This window comes from Paraburkholderia sp. JHI2823, assembly GCF_038900695.1.
GTDB classification, from domain to species: Bacteria; Pseudomonadota; Gammaproteobacteria; order Burkholderiales; family Burkholderiaceae; genus Paraburkholderia; species Paraburkholderia mimosarum.
The window spans coordinates 1-18443 of record NZ_JAYMRY010000001.1; the positions used below are offsets into that span (position 1 = coordinate 1).

The following is an 18443-nucleotide window of genomic DNA, read 5'->3' on the forward strand; positions in this document are numbered from 1 at the left end:
GACGCTCCGACGACCACTCGTAGAGGTTTTCGTTGGCGGGCGTGCCTGGATCGAGTTCACTCTCGATGCCATCGAGGCCCGCCGCAATCACGGCGGCCGTTGCGAGATACGGGTTGCAGGAGCCGTCGGGCAGACGCAGTTCGATGCGCTCGCCGGGCATGCGCACCATGGTCGAGCGGTTGTTGTCGCCATAGCTCACATAGGCGGGCGCCCACGTTGCGCCGGTGAGCGAGCGCCCCACCACGAGGCGCTTGTATGAGTTGACGGTCGGGTTGCACAGCGCGGTGAGTGCGGGGGCATGCTTGAGCAGGCCCGCGGTGAACTGGTAGCCAAGCTTTGAGAGTCCCATGCCGAGCGGATCGGTGGCGTCGGCGAACAGGTTGCGCTTGCCGTCGCCAATCGAAACGTGCATGTGCATGCCATTGCCGGGCCGGTTCGCGAACGGCTTCGCCATGAACGAGCAGATCATGCCCAGCTCGTTGGCGATCTCCGACGCGGCCATCTTGAAGAACACGTAGTGATCGCACGACGTCAGGCAGTCGGTGTACGTGTAGTTGATCTCGAACTGGCCGTTGGCGTCCTCGTGGTCGATCTGGTAGACGTCGATGCCCACCGCGCGCAGCGCTTCGGTGAGCCGCTCGAGGAACACGCGCGTGCGCGACAGCCCCTTGTAGTCGTAGCACGGCTTCGCCAGCGTGTCGCTGGGGTCGCACGGTTCGAGGGTTCCGGCAGCGGAGCGGCGCAGCAGCGAGAATTCCGGTTCGAGCCCCGTGAAAAGGGTCCAGCCGCGCTCGGTCAGGCGCGCGACCTGGCGCTTGAGCGTGACGCGCGAATCGAAGGCCCACGGCTCGCCATCCACGTGCCCGTCGCAGACGATGCGTGCGAGGCCCGGCTGCCACGGCACGGGCGTGAGCGTCGCGAGATCGCCGACTGCCATGAAATCGGGGCCGTTCGGCTCGATGCCGACACCCCAGATCGCGAATCCCGCGAAGCCCGCTCCCGCCTCGAGCACCGTCTTCAGATGCGCGACCGGCACCGACTTGGCCTTTGCGACACCGTGGATGTCGACGAACTGCGCCAATACGTACTTCACGCCCTGCTGAGCGAGCCAGCCTTGCGCGTTTTCCGCCGAGTCGAAACGGGGCACGCTTCCGGGCTCGCCGAGCGGCAGCTTACTCGCGTCGTTCAGATTCATCGTCACTCCTTGCACCAACTCCGTTGCGGTTGATAGAGGCTGGGCGCATCGCGCCTGGGCCGGTTCCGGGAACTTGCTGACCATCGTTCGGAGCGCGCACGCGGCCCGCATTACGCGCTCGCCAGGCGCTTCTCGTTGCGCACTGCGTCTGGAACTCCTTTTCCTGCCATGCAACAATGCTTCACACCATGAAACAACCGGCGCGCGCCACAGCGTGCCGGCCAGCTACGCGTCAAGCATTGCTACCGAGGCCGATCATGCACACTGGGGACGACAACAAAACCGCACTCGAACGCTTTCTGGGCGCCACCATCCGCGACCTTCGCCAGCGCCACGCGCTGACCATCGCGCAGGTGGCCGAACAGGCCGGCATCAGCCGCGGCATGCTCTCGAAGATCGAGAACGCGCAAACCTCGACCGGGCTCGACGTCCTGCACCGCATCGCCCAGGCGCTCGGCGTTTCCCTTTCCACGCTCTTTCGCAACTTCGACGCGCCGCAAGGCGGCGCGCAGCTCGTCAAAAAAGGCACGGGCATGGAGGTCGTACGCAAGGGCACCAAGCGCGGACACACCTACCATCTGCTCGCTTACGACCAGGGTCCGCGCAAAGCCTTCGAACCCTTCCTCATCACCATGGAGGACGAAGCCGAGCGTTTTCCGACCTTCGAACACCCCGGCACCGAATTCATCCACATGCTCAAGGGGGTGATCGAATACCGCCACGGCCAGCAAACCTACATCCTCCATCCCGGCGACACGCTCACGTTCCAGGCCGATATCCCTCACGGCCCCGAGCGGTTGATCAAGTTGCCCATCCAGTTTCTGTCGATCTTTATCTATCCGCCCGGCACCGCCGACTGAAGCGCCAGCGACCGCATTATTCAACGCAACCTTCGTGCCATGTTTAACTGCGTGAATCAAAAGTTCCCGCTGATAAACATCCCGGGCGCAATCCGGCGTCTACTGCGTTGCCCGCACGATTCTGGCGCGGCGCGTTGTTCGTTAGCGGTGCGTGCCCTCGTTGCCGCTAGTGCGCGCCTGCACTGAAACGGGACGCACGCTTACGCTGAGTCATCAGAACGTCTTATGCAAAAGCCGGGGCGAGACGCTTCACCGCTTCGAGCGCGCCACCGACCATGCGAACGAGCGTCGGCTGCACCGCCTGCGCCCGCTCGGGCACGTATTCGAACGGCGCAGTCTCGTTCATATAGGTGCATTGACACATTTCCAGCTGGATCGCGTGAATGCCGCGCGCCGGCGCGCCAAAGCAACGCGTGATGTAGCCGCCCTTGAAGCGGCCGTTCGCGACCCACGTCGAGTCGCTCGCCGCCATCGCCTCGACGGCCGCCTGCTGGACCGTGCCCGCGCACGTGCGGCCGTCCTGCGTCCCGAGATTCAGATCCGGCAGCTTGCCCTCGAAAAGCCTGGGCGATCGGCTCGCAATCGAATGCGCCTCCCACAGCAGCACGTTGCCGTGCCGCGCACGCAGGCGCGCCAGCTCCGCCGCGAGGGCATCGTGATACGGCCGCCAGTAACGGGCGATGCGTTCGGCGCGCTGCGCCTCGTCGGGCGCGCTTGCCGGCCGATAAATCGGTTCGCCGCGAAAAGTCTCGCCGGGGCACAGGCCCGTCGTCGTCTGGCCCGGATAGAGGCTCTCGTCGCCGGGCGGGCGGTTCAGATCGATGACATAGCGCGATATCCGCGCACCGATCACGGTCGCGCCCATCTCGCGCGCGAATGCATAGAGGCGATCCAGATGCCAGTCGGTGTCGGCCAGCGTGAGCGCCGCTTCGGTATACAGCGGGCGCAGCGCCTCGGGAATGTGCGTGCCGAGATGCGGAATCGAGATCACCAGCGGCGCCTCGCCGCGCTCCAGCGTGAATAGTTCGTTCATCCGTTCTCTCTTTCGTCTTGCTGCAATGTTGTGCAGCGGCTCACTGCAAGGCGTCGGGCGGCATCTGCGGCAGCGCGCGGGCCAACGCCGGCTGGATGGATCCCTCGAGCACCCGGCGCGTGAGCGTCGCGATCTCGCGCGCGAATGCCTCCCACTCGCCCTGCCGATGCAGCAGGAAAAAATCGCGCCGGCCAAGGCGCCCCGCCGGCAGCGGCAGCACCGCGATCTCCGGCAGGTAGTGCCGTGCCTGCCACAGGCACAGCGGCGTCGATATCGCAAATCCCAGACGCGCCGCGACGAGGCTCAGAAGCGGATCGGTCGCGTCGAACTCGTAGCGCCTCGGACTGTTGATGCCCAGGTGCCGCGCATAGCGTTCCACTTGCTGGCCGATCACCGAGCGCGTCGTATAGCGGATCATCGGCATCTCGGGCGCGAGCGCCCGCCAGTCCGCATTGCGGTGCTCCGCGAGCCAGCTGCGCGAGACGACCGCGACGAACGCCTCCGAAAAGAGCGGTATTTCCACGATGCGTGCATCGTTGATCGCCGTTTGCGTGCAGACGGCAAGATCGAGCTCGCGATCGTGCAACTGCTTGCTGAGGCCAGGCGTGAGTCCTGACCAGAGCGATATTTGCCGCGCCGAGCCGGCCACCGCGCGAATGAGCTCGGGGCCGACCGTCGCGGCGAACGAATCGACACAACCGAGGCGCACCGGCAGCATGCCCGCATGCGACGCATCGCCGATACGCGTGCTCACCATCTGCGCGTGCTCCAGTAGCGCGCCCGCCAGTTCGAGCAGCGCGCGGCCCGCCACGTTCGGGCGCGGCGGCCGGCTCTCGCGGTCGAACAGCGTCGTGCCCTGGTCGCGTTCGAGCCCGGCGATCGCCTGGCTCACCGCGCTCTGGCTGACACCCAACTGCTTTGCCGCGCCCGTCATCGAGCCCGTTTCGCACACGGCCAGAAAGGCCTGCAATGCGTTCAGATCGATAGGCGCCTGCGTACGTCTCATGATCGGCTCCGTGGATGGCCCGCACAATCGCCGTGCATCGCCGGCACCGCACCGGAATGCATGATGCCGCGCCCGATGCCGTGCGCACACTCGATGAGCATTTGCGCTCGCTGACCATAAGTTTGCCTAATACAAAAAAGCGTGGCCGCCCGTATTTCTAAAATCCGGCCCATCGTGCATTTACGGGGGCTTCATGAGCCACTATGACTTTGTCGTCATCGGCGCCGGCGTGATCGGCGCGTCCGTCGCCCATCATCTCGCCGCTGAACACCGATGAGTATCCGCATTCTGGTGCCCGTCAAGCGCGTGGTGGACCCGAACGTGCGCGTGCGGGTGGGCGCAACGGGCACGATCGACACGGCGGGCCTGAAGATGTCGCTGAACCCTTTCGACGAATGCGCGCTCGAAAAGGCGCTGCAACTGAAGGAATCGGGCGTCGCCTCGCACGTCACCGTGCTGACGTGCGGGCTGCCCGCCCATCAGGACGTGCTGCGCACCGCGCTCGCGATGGGTGCGGACGACGCCGTGCTCATCGACACGGGCGCCGCGACGGCAACGCTCGATTCGTTCGCCGTCGCTCGCCTCGTTGCCGCGCACATGAAGGACGCGGATTACGGACTCGTGCTGTGCGGCAAGCAGGCCATCGACGGCGACGTGGGCGGCGTGGCGGCCATGCTAGCCGCGCTGCTCGGTTGGCCGCAGGCGCTCAATGCGTGCGCGCTGGACGTCAAGGAGCGCGGCTGGCGCGTGAGCTGCGGCGAGGACGTGGGCACCGCCGACTGGCAAGTCGACGGCCCGGCAGTGATCAGCGCCGACCTGCGTCTCGCGCAACCGCGCCGCGTCACGCTGCCGAGCATCGTGAAGGCGAAGCAAAAGCCGCTCGTCACGTACGAGGCCGCTGCGCTCGGTGTCTCGCTGTCGGCGCAAAGCCGCGTGGTCGCGCTCAGCGACCCGCCCGCGCGCGAACCGGGCGTTCAGGTGAAGAGCGTGGACGCGCTCCTTCAGACGCTCGCGGATCAGCGCGTGTTCGAAACGGTGGGAGCGTGATGATGAGAACCCTGGTACTTCCTGCGAGTGCAGGTCGATTGCGCCATCGTCGATGAGCAGCAGGGTGCGGTTGTAGCCCGGGAACTGCGAAAATCGCGCGGGGCCTTCCACTGTGGCGACACTCACGCGCCATGACGCGCCGCCGTTTGCCTCGGGTCCGCGCGGGGAGCGTGCGCGTCGTGCCGCCGCCGTTGGCCCACGGTTCGGGTGCGACGCCGCTGCAGTCGATGAACCGCACGGCCGCGCTGGCCGTCGCCGCGTCGAAAACCAGAAGATCGACGGGTTGCGCCGACTGCCGGGCCGCGCCCACCACGCGCAGCGTCACGTCGGATATCGCGCCGAAATCGCCTTCGGCGAGTTGCAGGCGCGCGCCGGTCAGCCGGTGCATTTCTCCGGCGACCTGTACATGTGGGCGAACGCGCCCGGGCAGCCCGTGAGCGTCCTGAACGTCATGTGCAGACGCGGCGTGGCCCGCGCGCGGGTGATGCGCGGCGTGACCCTTGCGCCGCTCCACGTGCTCTGGATCAGCGGACGTTCCGAAGAACTCGCGCTACGGCCCTCGGCCCCTGGCGCACAACTGGCATCCGTCGCCATCGACCTGCTTGACGAAGACGCATCGCGTCCGTGACGAAACGACCGGAAGCAGCCGCTCAGAATCCTTGTGCGGTCCCCGTGGAATGCGCCACCAGCAGCACGACGCCCAGTATGCAGGCCCCGATCAAAGCGGCCAGCCCGACCGCCACGAACGGCAGCCAGCTGAAATTCACATTGGCGAAGTCCGCTTCATGGGCGGCGCTCTTGCGGACGCCGAAGAAGCTCCACAGAACAATGCGTACCATGCGGATGAGTTCCATCGTTTTCTCCATTTCGCTCGAGCGACTCGAACATGGACGTATGTTCGAACTTCTTCGCAAGCAGCAAAAGCGGCAGTTGCAAACGATTCGAGCGATGCAGCAGCAGCGTATTCGGCGCGGCCACGAGAAATGGCCCCGGCACGCGAGTGCCGGGGCCAAAGGCTTGCCACGCTACAGGCAAAAAGAGCCGCAAGCTCTGCGGGTTTAGGTGATGATCCGGGCACTCGCGCAGTAATCCCGGCGCATCCCGGGAGAACAGACCCGGACCTCGATGCGCGCTGATCGCCATGATCCGCCCCTGTGAAGCCACCGTACAGAAGCAGACGACGATAAAATCAGCGCAGCAGATCGCTTCCCCGGTCCGCAGAAGCCGACGCAAATCGCCCCCTCCTTCGATGAACAAAAGCGCATGACACGCTATGAACGCCTGGCGCAGAGCATGGCCACCGAGATCCGGTCCGGCAACCTGGCGCCCGGCGCCCGCATGCCGTCGCTGCGGCAGATCATCGCGCAGCACGGCGTGAGCCAGTCCACGGCGGCGCGCGCTTACTATCTGCTCGAACAGTGGGGTCTCGTGCGCGCCGAGGAGCGCTCGGGCTACTACGTCGCGCCGCCTTCGAAGCCCGCGGGAACGGCAGCGCAGGCAACGAGCGGCGAAACCGCTACCGTCGACATCAGCGAACTCGTTTTTTCGGTGCTCGACGCCGCCAAGCGTCCCGGCATCGTGCCGCTGGGGTCCGCCTTCCCTTCGCCGCTGCTCTTTCCGCTGTCGCGTCTCGCGAAGTCGCTCGGCCAGGCCGCGCGCAACGTGAGCCCGTGGAGCACGGTCGTCGACCTGCCGCCGGGCAACGAGAACCTCAGACGGCAGATTGCGCTGCGCTATATGCGCGTTGGCATTTCGCAGCCGGCCGAGGACATCATCGTGACCAACGGCGCGCTCGAGGCATTGAATCTTTGCCTGATGGCGGTCACGCAGCCCGGGGATATCGTCGCCGTGGAGTCGCCGGGGTTCTACGCCGCGCTTCAGGCGATCGAGCGGCTCGGCCTGCGCGCCGTCGAGATCCCCGTCGATACGCAGACGGGGCTCGATCTCGACGCGCTGGCCGGGGCGCTGGAAAAGCACCCCATCCGCGCATGCTGGTTCATGACGAATTTCCAGAACCCCACGGGCGTCACGTTATCGGCGGCGAAGAAAGAGGCGCTCGTCGACTTGCTCGCGAAACACGAAGTGCCGCTCATCGAAGACGACGTGTATGGCGAATTGCATTACGCGCCGAATTACCCGCCGCCGGCCATGGCCTTCGACCGGCGCGGACTCGTCATGCACTGCGGCTCGTTTTCGAAGAACCTCGCGCCGGGCTACCGCGTGGGCTGGGCGAGCGCGGGGCGCTTCGCCGAACGCGTGCAGCGCCTCAAGCTCATGACGACCATCTCGGCAAGCATCCCCGTTCAGGCCGGCATCGCCGACTATCTGGAGCACGGCGGCTACGAGCGCCATCTGAAGAAGATTCGCCTTGCCATGCAGACGCAACGCGACGCGATGATCGGCGCGATCCGCCGCTGGCTGCCCGAAGGCACGCAGTACACCTGCCCCGAGGGCGGCTATTTTCTCTGGCTCACGTTTCGCGATGCCATCGACGCCATGGCGCTGCATCGTCTCGCTATCGAGCGCGGCATCAGCGTGGCGCCCGGCCCGATCTTTTCCGCGTCCCACGCGTTCGAGAATTGCATCCGCCTCAATTATGGCCATCCGTGGTCGCCCCGCATCGACGAGGCGATCCGCACGCTCTCCGAACTGCTCGTTCATCCCGAGGTGCGCTCGCGAAGCTGACCGATTCGTGCGCGCGGCTTCTGCTGCGCTCTTTTTGGCGTCATCTGCTGCTTGAGGTGCCGGATGCGGCGCGATAAGGTCTTCGCTCCGGTCATTTTCGCAGTCACCATGTATCGCTATAACGAATTCGACAAAGCCTTCGTGGCGAGCCGCGCGGCCCAGTTCCGCGACCAGATCGAGCGCTGGCAAAACGGCACGCTGAGCGAGGATGCGTTTCGCCCGCTGCGCCTGCAAAACGGCTGGTACGTGCAGCGCCATGCGCCGATGCTGCGCGTTGCGGTTCCGTATGGCGAGCTGTCGAGCGCGCAGCTTCGCGTGCTCGCCCGCGTTGCCCGCGAGTATGACGAGCCTGACGCCGAGGTTTACCGGCATGCGCTCGAGGCACAGCGCAAGCTCGGCACCGCCCGCCTGCCGACGCACCATGCGCACTTCACGACGCGCACCAATGTTCAGTTCAACTGGATTCCGCTGTCGAAAGCCGCCGATGTGATGGACCTGCTCGCCACGGTCGACATGCACGGCATCCAGACGAGCGGCAACTGCATCCGCAACATCTCGTGCGACGAGCGCGCGGGTGTTGCGCCGGACGAGATCGCCGACCCGCGCCCCTTTGCCGAACTCATGCGCCAGTGGACGACGCTGCACCCCGAGTTCGCCTTCTTGCCACGCAAGTTCAAGATCGCGATTACCGGGGCGACGGAAGATCGCGCCGCGACCGGCTGGCACGACGTAGGGCTGCGTCTCGTCCATGACGAAAACGGCGAACTGGGCTTTCGCGTAGCGGTGGGCGGGGGCATGGGCCGTACGCCTGTTATCGGCGTGGTGCTGCGCGAGTTCCTGCCGTGGCGGCAGATCATGAACTACATCGAGGCGGTCGTACGCGTGTACAACCAGTTTGGCCGGCGCGACAACAAGTACAAGGCGCGCATCAAGATACTGGCGAAGGCAGAAGGCCAGCGCTTCATCGACGAAGTCGAAGAAGAGTTTCGTCAGATCGTGGACTGCGACGGTGGTCCGCACACGATTGCGCAGGCCGAGTTCGACCGCATGACCACACATTTCGCCGTGCCGCCGCAAGCGGCCGCTGGCCGCGCTGTCGATCCTGCAGCCGCCACTGCGCTGCAAACGGCTGCCCGGCAAACGCCGCAACTGCAGCGCTGGCTGGAGCGCAACGTCGCCCCGCACAAGGAAGCGTCGATGCGCATCGTCACGCTGTCCTTCAAACGCCTGCTGCAGGCGCCCGGCGATGCAACGGCGGAGCAGCTCGAACGCCTGGCGGATCTCGTGGACCGCTTCTCCGCAGGCGAAGCGCGCGTCACGCACACCCAGAACATCGTGCTGCCATGGGTTCATGCGGACGACCTGCTGCCGCTGTGGCAGGCGGCCGTCGACGTGCGGCTCGCGAGCGCCAACGTGCATCTGCTCACCGACATGATCTCCTGCCCCGGCGGCGACTTTTGCGCGCTCGCCAATGCACGCTCGCTGCCCGTCGCGCAGAGCATCATGGAGCGCTACCAGGATCTCGACGAACTCGACGACATCGGCGAGATCGACCTGCATATCAGCGGCTGCATCAATTCGTGCGGCCATCACCACAGCGGGCATATCGGCATACTCGGCGTCGACAAGGACGGCGCCGAGTGGTACCAGATCACGCTGGGCGGCTCGGATGGCTCCGCACGCAGCGGCGAAGCCCGGCCCGGCAAGGTCATCGGCCCGTCGTTCGCCGCGCACGAAGTGACCGATGCCGTCGACGCGGTGATCGGCTGCTATCTGGCGCTGCGCGAGCAGAAGAGCGAACGCCGCGAGACGTTCATCGAAACCGTGCGCCGCGTGGGGCTCGAACCCTTCAAGGCCGCCGCGGACGCGGTGCGCGCAACGGCGGAGGACGCGGCATGACGAATGTTTCGCGTATCCGGCTTTTAAGCGCCGGGGAACACGCCGACGATCACCGGGAAATCGTCCTGACTCTGTCTAACGACGCCGATCCGCTCGCGCACGCCGCGGAAATCTCGGCAGCCACGCGTGTCGAACTGCAATTCCCGACCTTCACCGACGGGCGCGCCTTTACGCAGGCCTATCTCGTCAGACGCCGGCTAGGTTTTCGCGGCGACTTGCGCGCGACGGGCGAGGTGCTAGTCGATCAACTGCTTCAGATGGAGCGCATGGGCTTTTCGAGCGCCGTATTGCGCGATGGCGCTTCAATCCAGGATGCGCTTCGGCAACTCGAACGCTTTGCGGCGTTCTACCAGGGCGACGTGCTCCGTGAAGCGCCCTCGCGCGGACCGTTGTCACGTTGACGCCGTTCATCGCGTTGCAACTGCATCGATACCGTGCGGCGTCGGTGCGCCAGGGGAGCAGGCAAAGCCCACTCCCCTGCTTTACGCGCCAATCAGGCCATTAATCCGCGGCCCGCTCCGGCACCGGGAGATTGACCCACTCCCTGTAAAACGCCTCGATGTCCGGTTCGAAGTCGTGAATCACCGGATACCACGGCGTCGGCGCCTCGACGTCGTGCATCGTGCCGCACTGCGGGCAGTAATACTCGCGATACACCTGCCATTGCGTGTCCGGCGCCATCAGCCTCGGATAGACCTCGGTCATTGCCTCCTCCGTGTCGCGCACGTAGATGGCGGCGTGCATTTTCCAGTTCTCGCGGTAGTCGCAAAACGGGTGGCCGCAGTCGCACTGGGTCAGCCATTTCTTCGTCGTAGCCGACTGCACGATGTAGAGGTGAGGACCGAGCGGCAGGACGATGCGGTCCGGGAAGCTCACCTTGGCCTGGAGCGCTGCAAGGTATTGCTCGAAGCGGCTCTCGTCCTTGGGCATGGAAAGCATGCGGAAGGTGGTTTCCCAGTCGAGCGAGCCTTCGACGAGGTGAGCGACCTGTTCGTTGGTGTAGGTAGACATATTTGGACTCCTGAATTCGATGATTACTCTTCGACCTGAACGACGGTGGTGACGTCGGGCAGGAGCGACAGGTCCATGCGGTGCTTTGCGCCGTAGGACGGGACGCCCAGTTCCTCCTCGAGCAACTGCCAGTCGTCGGGAAGGTTCCAGAACGCCTTGAAGTGGCGGGTGAACTTCTCCGACAGCGCGAAGCTCGTGGCGAACATGTGCTGCACCTGGATGGCGGCGTGCTTGTTCAGGACGCGTTCGCGTTCCTCCTTCATCCATTCTCCGGTCGGCAGGGACCGGGCAAGACGTTCCACCCGCATCTGGTTGCGGCGCGCGGCAGTCCTCGCCGCGTCCACCGTGAACACCCCGCCATCCTCGGTGAAGACCGCGCCGTACACGCTCTTTGCGTATTCCGGCAGCAGGAACTTCTGGTTGAGATCCGCCTCGATGGCCTTCGGGTCACGATCGATCGGATCGCCGAAGCCCGGGCCGCCGCGCAGATAGTTGAGGTACAGATCATGATTGGCATAACAGTCTTCCGTGGTGATGCACTGCTTGTCGCGCTTGACCACAGCAGAGGCGTTGAGGTGCCGTTCGTAGTCCGGGTTGCCCGGATCGATATCGCCGCCCAACGGCAGGGAATCGCCGATGGCAATACGCTCGTCCAGCCCCGTCTTGTGGGCTTCGAAGCGATAGCCCGTCGCGGACGGGTAGCCGCCCATCATGCCCCAGTCGCTGTTCATGAAGCCGTTGCCCATGAAGAACATGGTCCAGTCCTGCGCGTTCCACACCATCCGCAGCGTTTCGAAGCCGCAGCCGCCACGGTATTTTCCGTAGCCGCCGGAGTTGGCCTTCACGTTGCGCCCCAGGTAGAGCAGCGGTTCGGCCATCTCCCAGATCTCGATGTCACCCATGTCGCCTTCCGGATTCCAGATGGCGGCGGCGTGATTGAGACCGTCCTTGATTGCGCATGCGCCCGTGCCGCAGGAACTCGCTTCGAAACTGTTGACGGCATGAATCTCGCCGTCCTGATTGATGCCGCCCCCCTGCAGCCAGTTCGAGGTGTTGGCGTTGCCCGCGTTGACTTCCTCCAGGTAGCCGCGACTGAAATAGGACTGCGAAAGACCGCGCCAGAGGGCCGCCCAGCCGGAGACGAGGAAGTGCCAGGCATAGGCGTGGCCGGTCCGGCGGTCGTCCGGATTGCACCAGGTGCCTTTTGGCAGGCGAAATTCGGTAGCGAAATACGCACCGTCGTTGATGCGCTGGGTCGGCACGAGCGTCTGGCACATCATCACCCAGATCCCGGACGTAAATGCCACCTGATGGGCGTTGAAAGTGTGCCAGCCCCAACGGCTCGCGCCCTCGAAGTCCAGTCGCCACTTGCCATCCGGCCGGATGGTCATCTCCACCGGCGAGTGCATGATGGAGTCGAGCTTGGCGAACGCGTTGGAGACCTGCACGTCCTCATGCTTGTACGGAACGTCGACGAAGGAGACCTTGCGGTACTTGCCCGGCAGGGTCATGGCCTTGATACGGCTTTGCAGTCCGCGCCGCCCTTCTTCGATGACCTCGAAGGCAAACTTCTCGTACGCCTCGATGCCGTCGGCGCGGATCACTTCCTCCACCAGCTCGCGGATCATATGGCATCCGGCAATGCGGGTCTTCTCGTCGAGGATCCAGTACTTCGGTGTGCGAACCGAGCGCTGCGACTCGTGCAGCCAGTCGCGCAGCGGCTCGTCGTTCACGCCGGTCTTGCGGCAGGTGATCATGTAGCCGTCGCCGAAGCGCTGGGTCTGGCCGGTGGACATGGAACCCGGTGTCACCGAGCCCGTGTCGATGACGTGGGTGACGCCGCCGACCCAGCCGATCAGCCGGCCTTCCCAGAAGATCGGCACGATCGTGGCGATGTCGCAGGGGTGGACGTTGCCGATCGCGCAGTCATTGGTCGTGAACATGTCGCCGGGGTTGATGCCCGGGTTGGCCTCCCAGTTGTTCTCGATCATGTACTTGATCGCCGCGCCCATCGTGCCGACGTGGATGATGATCCCGGTCGAGGTGAGGACGCAGTCGCCCGCGGCGTTGTAGAGCGTGAAGCAGAGTTCGCCTTCCTGCTCGACGATCGGACTCGCGGCAATTTTTTTCGCGGTTTCGCGCGCATGCACCAGGCCGCCGCGCAGCTTGGAAAAGAGCTTCTCGTAGCCGATCGGGTCGCTGTCGCGAAACGCCAGTTTCTCGAGACCGTTGTAATGTCCGCTGGCCTTCGTGCGCTCAATGATGCCGTCGCGGTATTGCTTGAGCGTCTGGCCGGTTTTCAGCAGGTCGGCGCAGCCGATTTCCTTGTTGCTCATCATGTTCATGGCAGGTCTCCTTACTTCACTTCCTTGAGGTGGAACAGGCGGTGCTTGTCGACCGTCGTCTCGAAACCATCCGGCACCACGAAGGTAGTGGCATCCGATTCGATGATGGCGGGGCCCACGATGTGGTTGCCGGCCTTGAGCGCTTCCATCTTCCAGAGCTGGGCGTCCACCCACTTCTTGTGACGGTAGAAGGGACGCGTGCCGAGGTAAGCCTCCTGCGGCGGGATCGGCCCCGCGTCCGGGTCTTCAGGCAACACCGGCTTCTGGGTCACGACGGTGCCCCGCAGGATCGCGCCGGTAATCGAGAAGCCCAGTTCCGGCGAGCGGGCGGAACTCGCATATACACGGCCGTAGGTGTTCTCGAAAGCTTCGACGATCTGGTCCCAGTCGGTCGCCGTGCCGGCGCGGGTCACCGGCGAGACGATTTCAAGGTCGTTGAGCTGGCCCATGTACTGCATCTTGTAGCCCGGGATCAGCAGCACATCCTCGGCCTTGTAGCCGTTCAAGACGAACTCGTCGATGACCTTGACGGCCAGTTCGGACCAGGCGTCCTGCAGGGCCTTGCAGGCAGCTTCCTTGTCGGCTGCCGGGGCGAACTGGGCGACGCCGAGATCCACCGACTTGTCGTAGCGGTACTCGAAGTCGGCGCAGGCGCAGCCGAAGGCCGAGAAGCCGGCCGCCCACGCGGGCACGACCACGTCCTTGAAGCCGACGCCCCCGGTGTAGCCATACGTGTGGACGGGACCCGCGCCGCCATAGGAGAAGCAGGTGAACTCGGCCGGGTTGTAGCCCTTCGCGCTGATATTGGCGCGCAGATACTCGGACAAGGTCAGGTCGAGCAGCTCGATGACGCCAGCGGCCGCATCCTCGACAGAGAGGCCGAGCGGATCGGCGATCTGCTCCTTGATGTGCTGGCGGGCACGGTCGACGTCGAGCTTGATCGCGCCGCCGAGGAAGTTGTGCGGGTTCAGGTAGCCGAGCACGACGTGGCAGTCGGACACCGATACCGTGTCGAGCCCGCTCTCGGGCCAGCATGTGCCCACGCGGTAGCCCGCGCTGTCCGGGCCGAGCTTGATCGACTTGCTATAGGGATCGAGCCGCACGAAGCTGCCGGCACCCGCGCCGACGGAATCCATCGCCACGAGCGGCAACGAGAGGACGAGGCGCGCCATGTCCGGATCGGACTTGATGGCGAAGTTGCCTTTGGTGATCAGGGCCACGTCGAAGCTCGTGCCGCCAATGTCGGAGCAGGCGATGTTCTCGTCGCCAAGGGCTTCGCCGAGCAGTTTCGAACCGATGACGCCGCCAATCGGGCCCGAGACGATGGTGCGCGCCAGTTCCTTGGCCTTCCAGCTGATGGTGCCGCCGTGCGTGGCCATCACGCGCAGATCGAACTTTGCGCCGTGCTTCCTGAAGCGGTCGCTCACCTTCTTCAGCGTCTGACGCGAGGGTTCCGCGCCGTAGGCCTCGAGGATGGTGGTGTTCATGCGGTGGCTTTCCTTGCGCGACGGGTAGTAGTCGACCGAGGCAAAGACGGGAATGTCCGCGTTCAGCTTCCTGAGTTCCTCCTTGACGACGTCGCGAGCGCGCAGTTCGCTCGTCTCGTTCTTGTGTGATTGCAGCAGACAGATGACGATGGCCTGGGACCCGGCTTCCACGAGTTCGCGCGTGGCCTGGCGCACGTCGGCCTCGCGCAGCGGGATGACTACCTTGCCCTGCACGTCGGTGCGCTCGGTGACGCCGCGCGTGCGGGAAACCGGCACCAGCGGCTCGTCGTAGCGATGCGTGTTGAGGTGGATGCGGTCTTCGAGCGCGTAGCCCAGATAGCTCTGCAGGGCGCGGCCCATCGAGTGGACCTGCTCGAAGCCGCGATTGCAGATGAGGCCCACGTCGAGACCCTTGCGCATCAGGATGCGGTTGAGCATGGCCGTGCCGGAATAGACGCACGTCGCCAGTTCCGGGTACACGTCGTCGACGCCGCGGCCCCAATGGGCCAGGGCATCCTGCGACGAGTTGTAGATGGCGAGCGATTCGTCGCCCGGGTTGCTCTGCGCCTTGCCGACCACGAAACGGCCGTCCGAACGCACGAAGAAGGTGTCGGTCATCGTGCCGCCGGCGTCGATGCCCATCACCTGTACGGTGGATTGCTGCTGCATGTCTGTCTCCTGTCATTGACCTGTCATGGTGGGAATCCCCACGCACGACATATGGCAAGGGACATGCCAGGCTGACGATGTCGACATCGGCGGCTCGCACGGCCAATGAAATCAACGCGTTGCTGGAATATTCAGGATGACAAACGAGGATCTGCTGCCCGCCACCGGTGTCCGGAATCCCGACACCTGCACAGCCGCATCCGGAATCCGGACACGCTCTGTCTCATTTGATATGGAGTACCTGGTTTTGATCGACCGGGCGCGCCCCATGGGCGCCCTTCGACATCAAGAGGCTAGTGAGTTGCCGGAGGGCTTTGAACCCGGTGTCGAGCATATCGATGGCGTACGACTTCCAGACATCGATCTGCTCGCTGCGGCTCTCGCCGTGCAAGCACCACATGCAGAAGTGCTCGCAGTTATTGGAGATGAGCCGATAGCGGTCCTCTCCCAGCCGGGAGTAGGCTCGCCGAACGGCTTCCTGGCCAGCGAACCTGGCGCTGGGGTTTTTTCTGATCCAGACCGGGTGTCCGTTTGCGAAGGCTTCGAGCGTGATTTCCTGCACCGGGCCGCGATGCAGTGACCGTGACAACCCTGCGTAATGCACCACCTTGCCCGCCCCGGCATAGAGGCCATGATGTGTGTACCCAAGTCGTTCGGTTACGAGATGGCTTCCAATCATTAACTCGTGCCAGCCGATCCCATCACCCACGACGTATTCGTTCTTCGATAAGTACTTCATGACCATCACCGCATTTCGCTGCCTCTTGCGCTCTGCACCGCACGAGGTGTGCCAGGGGCCGATTCGAGCCCAGCACACAGCAGTGCGGTGCAAGGCGTCAAGCGCGCGCGCCTCTTTCTGCCGCGTGGGCAGCGGCGAATGTTGCGGCGCATTAGTCGCGAATCAGCGTGTTGGCGTGCGTGGGCAGGGAGGGCGCATATCGATTTCTGCTGCGCTTCACAGCAAACGCGAATTGCGGAGCGATCTTTACGATCTAAACGCAAGTCATTCCTCACCTTACTTGCGCGAGTGTCCGGATTCCGGACACTCGCGCAAGTAAGCACCATCCGGATTCCGGACACTGTGCGATCGACATGCTGCAGGCACAAGTCATTGATGCAAAAGACCTTAATTGACGGGGCCGTGGCCCCGGGCTAGACTCGCAGCACCAAACGAGCGGGATCGTTCCATGCCGTTTTCCCATTGCGGTGCCCTGATCCCACGCGTCAGCGACGAAGCCGTCGTGGCGTCTGCCTGGGAGCGCTTTCTGCAGGACAAACCCCTGGAGAACGAGGGGGTGCGCAAGGTCGTCCTTGCGTCCTGGCAGCGATGCCGTTCCGAAGCTGTCGATCCGGCCAGACCGTCCGCGCCGGGCGCCGCTGCCGAACGCGTCCGACAATTGCAGCGGCTCAACAGCGATCTCTGTGACGTCGCGCGTCCCGCGCTCGAATCCCTGCGCGACATCCTGCGCGAATGCGGCACGCTGATCATGCTCTGTGATCAGGGCGGCACCATTCTTCAGCTTAGTGGCGAGACCCGGGTCCGCAACGTCGGCGAGGAAATCAACCTGGCCACCGGGGGCTGCTGGAACGAGGAAGTCATCGGCACCAATGCGATCGGCACGGCAATCGTCACCGGTGCGCCGGTTCAGATCCATGCGAATGAGCATTTTTGCCTCGACGTCAAACGCTGGACGTGTGCCGCTGCGCCTATCCTCGATCCCTTCGACCACTCCCTGCTCGGCGTGGTGGATGTCTCCGGCGTCAAGGAATCCCTTCATGGCCACACGCTAGGCCTCGTGGTGGCCGCGGCGAGGCAGATAGAGTGCGAACTCGGCCGCCGCGACGTGGCTCGCCACGAGCGTCTTCTCACTCGAGCGATCGACCATTTCATCCGTTACGCGAGCGACTACGTGGTCCTCGTCGACAGCCGGGGACGCATTGTCCGGACGAACGGAAATGCACAGGCCGCGCGCGAGACGTACAACCTGCAAATGCTTCTGCAGGTCGGCAGCCAGGTACCCGAACTGGACCTTGCCCGCCCGGAGGCCGATCGATACCGCCAACGTCTGCAATGGCTTCGCCCCGAATGGTTACACCCGTTGAAGGATCATGAAGGCGTCCTGGGCACGATGGTGGTGATTCCCCTTGCCGTTGGCGACAGACACGCTGCCATATCGTTGCCGAAGACCGTGACGACGCCGGCAAGCGACGATGCCTTTGGCGAGATCATTGGAGAAAGCGAGGTACTGAAGGCGGCGAAAGCACGCGCGCGCCGCGTTGCCATGCTGGATCTCCCCGTCCTGCTGCTTGGCGAGACGGGCGCCGGGAAGGAACTCTTCGCCCGCGCGCTGCATCGGGCGGGGCCTCGCGCCGCTGCGCCGTTCATTGCCGTCAATTGCGGTGCGTTGACGCGAGAATTGCTTGCGAGCGAGCTTTTCGGCTATGCCGAAGGCGCATTCACGGGCGCGCGGCGGGGCGGCTTGCCGGGCAAGTTCGAGCAGGCCGACGGCGGCACCCTCTTCCTCGATGAAATAGGCGAGATGCCGCTCGACATGCAGCCCCACCTGCTGCGCGTGCTGCAAGATGGCGTCGTCGTCCGCCTTGGCGATACCCGCGAGCGATGCGTCTCGGTACGCATGATCGCGGCTACGAACCGTGACCTCCAGAACGAAGTGAATGCAGGGCGCTTCCGTCAAGACCTGTACCACCGGCTCAGCGTCGTCAACCTGCATTTGCCTGCCCTGCGCGAACGGCCCGGCGACATCGAGACGATCGTCGAGCACCTCAACAACAAGATGGCGCGCAAATATGGCTGTGCGCCCAAACGGCTCGATCCGGCCGTGAAACAGGCATTGCTCGACTATGGCTGGCCGGGCAACATCCGCGAGTTGCAGAATGCCTTCGAGGTGATGTTCGCGCTGAGCGAAGATGACGTCATCGACATCTCGCTCCTGCCGCCGTCCATCGCACAGGCGGAGTGGAGTTCGCCTGCCTCCCCAACCTCGGCGCCCGTCCCACCTTCGTTCGGAGGACTGAAGGAAATCGAGAGGCAAGCGATACTCGATGCGATCGCGAAGGCGCACGGAAATATGTCCATGGCCGCCCGAACGCTAGGCATCTCGAGGAGCACGCTGTACGTCAAGATGGCCGCGATCCGGGCGCAGCCTTGCGATTCGGGTGCCGTTGCCGCACGCGTTTTCCGCTAG

Annotated in this window: 15 protein-coding genes and 1 pseudogene; 7 read left to right on the forward strand and 9 right to left on the reverse strand. The window is 64.4% G+C overall.

Annotation, left to right across the window (positions count from 1 at the left end):
• The coding region (glnT, locus tag VSR34_RS00005; protein WP_342961556.1) for a type III glutamate--ammonia ligase at positions 1-1195 on the reverse strand (1195 nt) is incomplete at its 3' end.
• 257 nt (positions 1196-1452) lie between these two features.
• Here glnT and VSR34_RS00010 point away from each other — a divergent pair.
• Positions 1453-2055, forward strand: coding sequence for an XRE family transcriptional regulator (locus tag VSR34_RS00010; protein ID WP_028213429.1), 603 nt, complete (start codon positions 1453-1455; stop codon positions 2053-2055).
• A gap of 223 nt (positions 2056-2278) precedes the next feature.
• Here VSR34_RS00010 and hutG read toward each other — a convergent pair whose 3' ends face one another.
• Together hutG and VSR34_RS00020 are read right to left on the reverse strand one after the other, a co-directional pair.
• Positions 2279-3088, reverse strand: coding sequence for an N-formylglutamate deformylase (hutG, locus tag VSR34_RS00015; RefSeq protein ID WP_028213430.1), 810 nt, complete (start codon positions 3086-3088; stop codon positions 2279-2281).
• A 40-nt stretch (positions 3089-3128) separates the two neighbouring features.
• The gene (locus tag VSR34_RS00020) at positions 3129-4094 is read right to left on the reverse strand and encodes a LysR family transcriptional regulator (protein ID WP_028213431.1); all 966 of its coding nucleotides are present in this window, start codon (positions 4092-4094) and stop codon (positions 3129-3131) included.
• A 273-nt stretch (positions 4095-4367) separates the two neighbouring features.
• Between VSR34_RS00020 and VSR34_RS00025 the strand changes: the two genes are divergently transcribed.
• Positions 4368-5141 carry an electron transfer flavoprotein subunit beta/FixA family protein gene (locus VSR34_RS00025; protein ID WP_051381531.1) on the forward strand — a complete coding sequence of 258 codons (774 nt, stop codon included), beginning with the start codon at positions 4368-4370 and terminating at the stop codon, positions 5139-5141.
• Here the strand turns inward: VSR34_RS00025 and VSR34_RS00030 are convergent.
• Positions 5100-5267: pseudogene (locus VSR34_RS00030) on the reverse strand (HutD family protein); the annotation flags it as partial. The gene VSR34_RS00025 and the pseudogene VSR34_RS00030 overlap by 42 nt on opposite strands.
• On the opposite strand from VSR34_RS00030, the gene VSR34_RS00035 reads away from it, so the two are divergent.
• Positions 5254-5769 (forward strand): HutD family protein, encoded by a 516-nt coding sequence (locus VSR34_RS00035; protein ID WP_342961557.1) that lies wholly within the window; start codon positions 5254-5256, stop codon positions 5767-5769. The pseudogene VSR34_RS00030 and the gene VSR34_RS00035 sit on opposite strands and share 14 nt — an antisense overlap.
• A 22-nt stretch (positions 5770-5791) precedes the next feature.
• Here VSR34_RS00035 and VSR34_RS00040 read toward each other — a convergent pair whose 3' ends face one another.
• A complete protein-coding gene (locus tag VSR34_RS00040; protein WP_028213433.1) occupies positions 5792-5995 on the reverse strand; it encodes a DUF2970 domain-containing protein in 204 nt (67 codons plus the stop codon).
• Positions 5996-6404: 409 nt separating this feature from the next.
• On the opposite strand from VSR34_RS00040, the gene VSR34_RS00045 reads away from it, so the two are divergent.
• The 3 genes from VSR34_RS00045 to VSR34_RS00055 all read left to right on the forward strand — a co-directional run bounded on the left by VSR34_RS00045 (position 6405) and on the right by VSR34_RS00055 (position 10126).
• On the forward strand, positions 6405-7826 hold the full coding sequence (locus tag VSR34_RS00045; RefSeq protein WP_028213434.1) for a PLP-dependent aminotransferase family protein: 1422 nt from the start codon (positions 6405-6407) through the stop codon (positions 7824-7826).
• Between the two features lie 108 nt (positions 7827-7934).
• Positions 7935-9725 (forward strand): nitrite/sulfite reductase, encoded by a 1791-nt coding sequence (locus VSR34_RS00050; protein ID WP_028213435.1) that lies wholly within the window; start codon positions 7935-7937, stop codon positions 9723-9725.
• Complete coding sequence (locus VSR34_RS00055; RefSeq protein ID WP_028213436.1) at positions 9722-10126, forward strand: DUF934 domain-containing protein; 405 nt, start codon at positions 9722-9724, stop codon at positions 10124-10126. Before VSR34_RS00050 ends, VSR34_RS00055 begins: the two co-directional genes overlap by 4 nt.
• A 100-nt stretch (positions 10127-10226) precedes the next feature.
• Here the strand turns inward: VSR34_RS00055 and VSR34_RS00060 are convergent, their stop codons facing one another.
• The 4 genes from VSR34_RS00060 to VSR34_RS00075 all read right to left on the reverse strand — a co-directional run bounded on the left by VSR34_RS00060 (position 10227) and on the right by VSR34_RS00075 (position 15976).
• A complete protein-coding gene (locus VSR34_RS00060) occupies positions 10227-10736 on the reverse strand; it encodes an acetone carboxylase subunit gamma (protein ID WP_028213437.1) in 510 nt (169 codons plus the stop codon).
• A gap of 23 nt (positions 10737-10759) precedes the next feature.
• On the reverse strand, positions 10760-13081 hold the full coding sequence (locus tag VSR34_RS00065) for a hydantoinase B/oxoprolinase family protein (protein WP_028213438.1): 2322 nt from the start codon (positions 13079-13081) through the stop codon (positions 10760-10762).
• 11 nt (positions 13082-13092) lie between these two features.
• Positions 13093-15237: a hydantoinase/oxoprolinase family protein gene (locus VSR34_RS00070; RefSeq protein ID WP_342961558.1), complete on the reverse strand. Its 2145-nt coding sequence runs from the start codon at positions 15235-15237 to the stop codon at positions 13093-13095.
• A gap of 223 nt (positions 15238-15460) precedes the next feature.
• Positions 15461-15976 (reverse strand): lecithin retinol acyltransferase family protein, encoded by a 516-nt coding sequence (locus tag VSR34_RS00075; protein WP_238327974.1) that lies wholly within the window; start codon positions 15974-15976, stop codon positions 15461-15463.
• A gap of 448 nt (positions 15977-16424) precedes the next feature.
• On the opposite strand from VSR34_RS00075, the gene VSR34_RS00080 reads away from it, so the two are divergent.
• Complete coding sequence (locus tag VSR34_RS00080) at positions 16425-18443, forward strand: sigma-54-dependent Fis family transcriptional regulator (protein WP_042291181.1); 2019 nt, start codon at positions 16425-16427, stop codon at positions 18441-18443.

What these genes read in the sequence shown, in the direction of transcription:
- VSR34_RS00050 (WP_028213435.1), top strand. Translation starts at nt 7,935, where the DNA reads ATGTATCGCTATAACGAATTCGACAAAGCCTTCGTGGCGAGCCGCGCG.
- VSR34_RS00025 (WP_051381531.1), top strand. Translation starts at nt 4,368, where the DNA reads ATGAGTATCCGCATTCTGGTGCCCGTCAAGCGCGTGGTGGACCCGAAC.
- VSR34_RS00080 (WP_042291181.1), top strand. Translation starts at nt 16,425, where the DNA reads ATGCCGTTTTCCCATTGCGGTGCCCTGATCCCACGCGTCAGCGACGAA.
- VSR34_RS00055 (WP_028213436.1), top strand. Translation starts at nt 9,722, where the DNA reads ATGACGAATGTTTCGCGTATCCGGCTTTTAAGCGCCGGGGAACACGCC.
- VSR34_RS00010 (WP_028213429.1), top strand. Translation starts at nt 1,453, where the DNA reads ATGCACACTGGGGACGACAACAAAACCGCACTCGAACGCTTTCTGGGC.
- VSR34_RS00070 (WP_342961558.1), bottom strand. Translation starts at nt 15,237, where the DNA reads ATGCAGCAGCAATCCACCGTACAGGTGATGGGCATCGACGCCGGCGGC.
- VSR34_RS00075 (WP_238327974.1), bottom strand. Translation starts at nt 15,976, where the DNA reads ATGAAGTACTTATCGAAGAACGAATACGTCGTGGGTGATGGGATCGGC.
- VSR34_RS00045 (WP_028213434.1), top strand. Translation starts at nt 6,405, where the DNA reads ATGACACGCTATGAACGCCTGGCGCAGAGCATGGCCACCGAGATCCGG.
- VSR34_RS00065 (WP_028213438.1), bottom strand. Translation starts at nt 13,081, where the DNA reads ATGAACATGATGAGCAACAAGGAAATCGGCTGCGCCGACCTGCTGAAA.
- VSR34_RS00040 (WP_028213433.1), bottom strand. Translation starts at nt 5,995, where the DNA reads ATGGAACTCATCCGCATGGTACGCATTGTTCTGTGGAGCTTCTTCGGC.
- VSR34_RS00020 (WP_028213431.1), bottom strand. Translation starts at nt 4,094, where the DNA reads ATGAGACGTACGCAGGCGCCTATCGATCTGAACGCATTGCAGGCCTTT.
- hutG (WP_028213430.1), bottom strand. Translation starts at nt 3,088, where the DNA reads ATGAACGAACTATTCACGCTGGAGCGCGGCGAGGCGCCGCTGGTGATC.
- VSR34_RS00060 (WP_028213437.1), bottom strand. Translation starts at nt 10,736, where the DNA reads ATGTCTACCTACACCAACGAACAGGTCGCTCACCTCGTCGAAGGCTCG.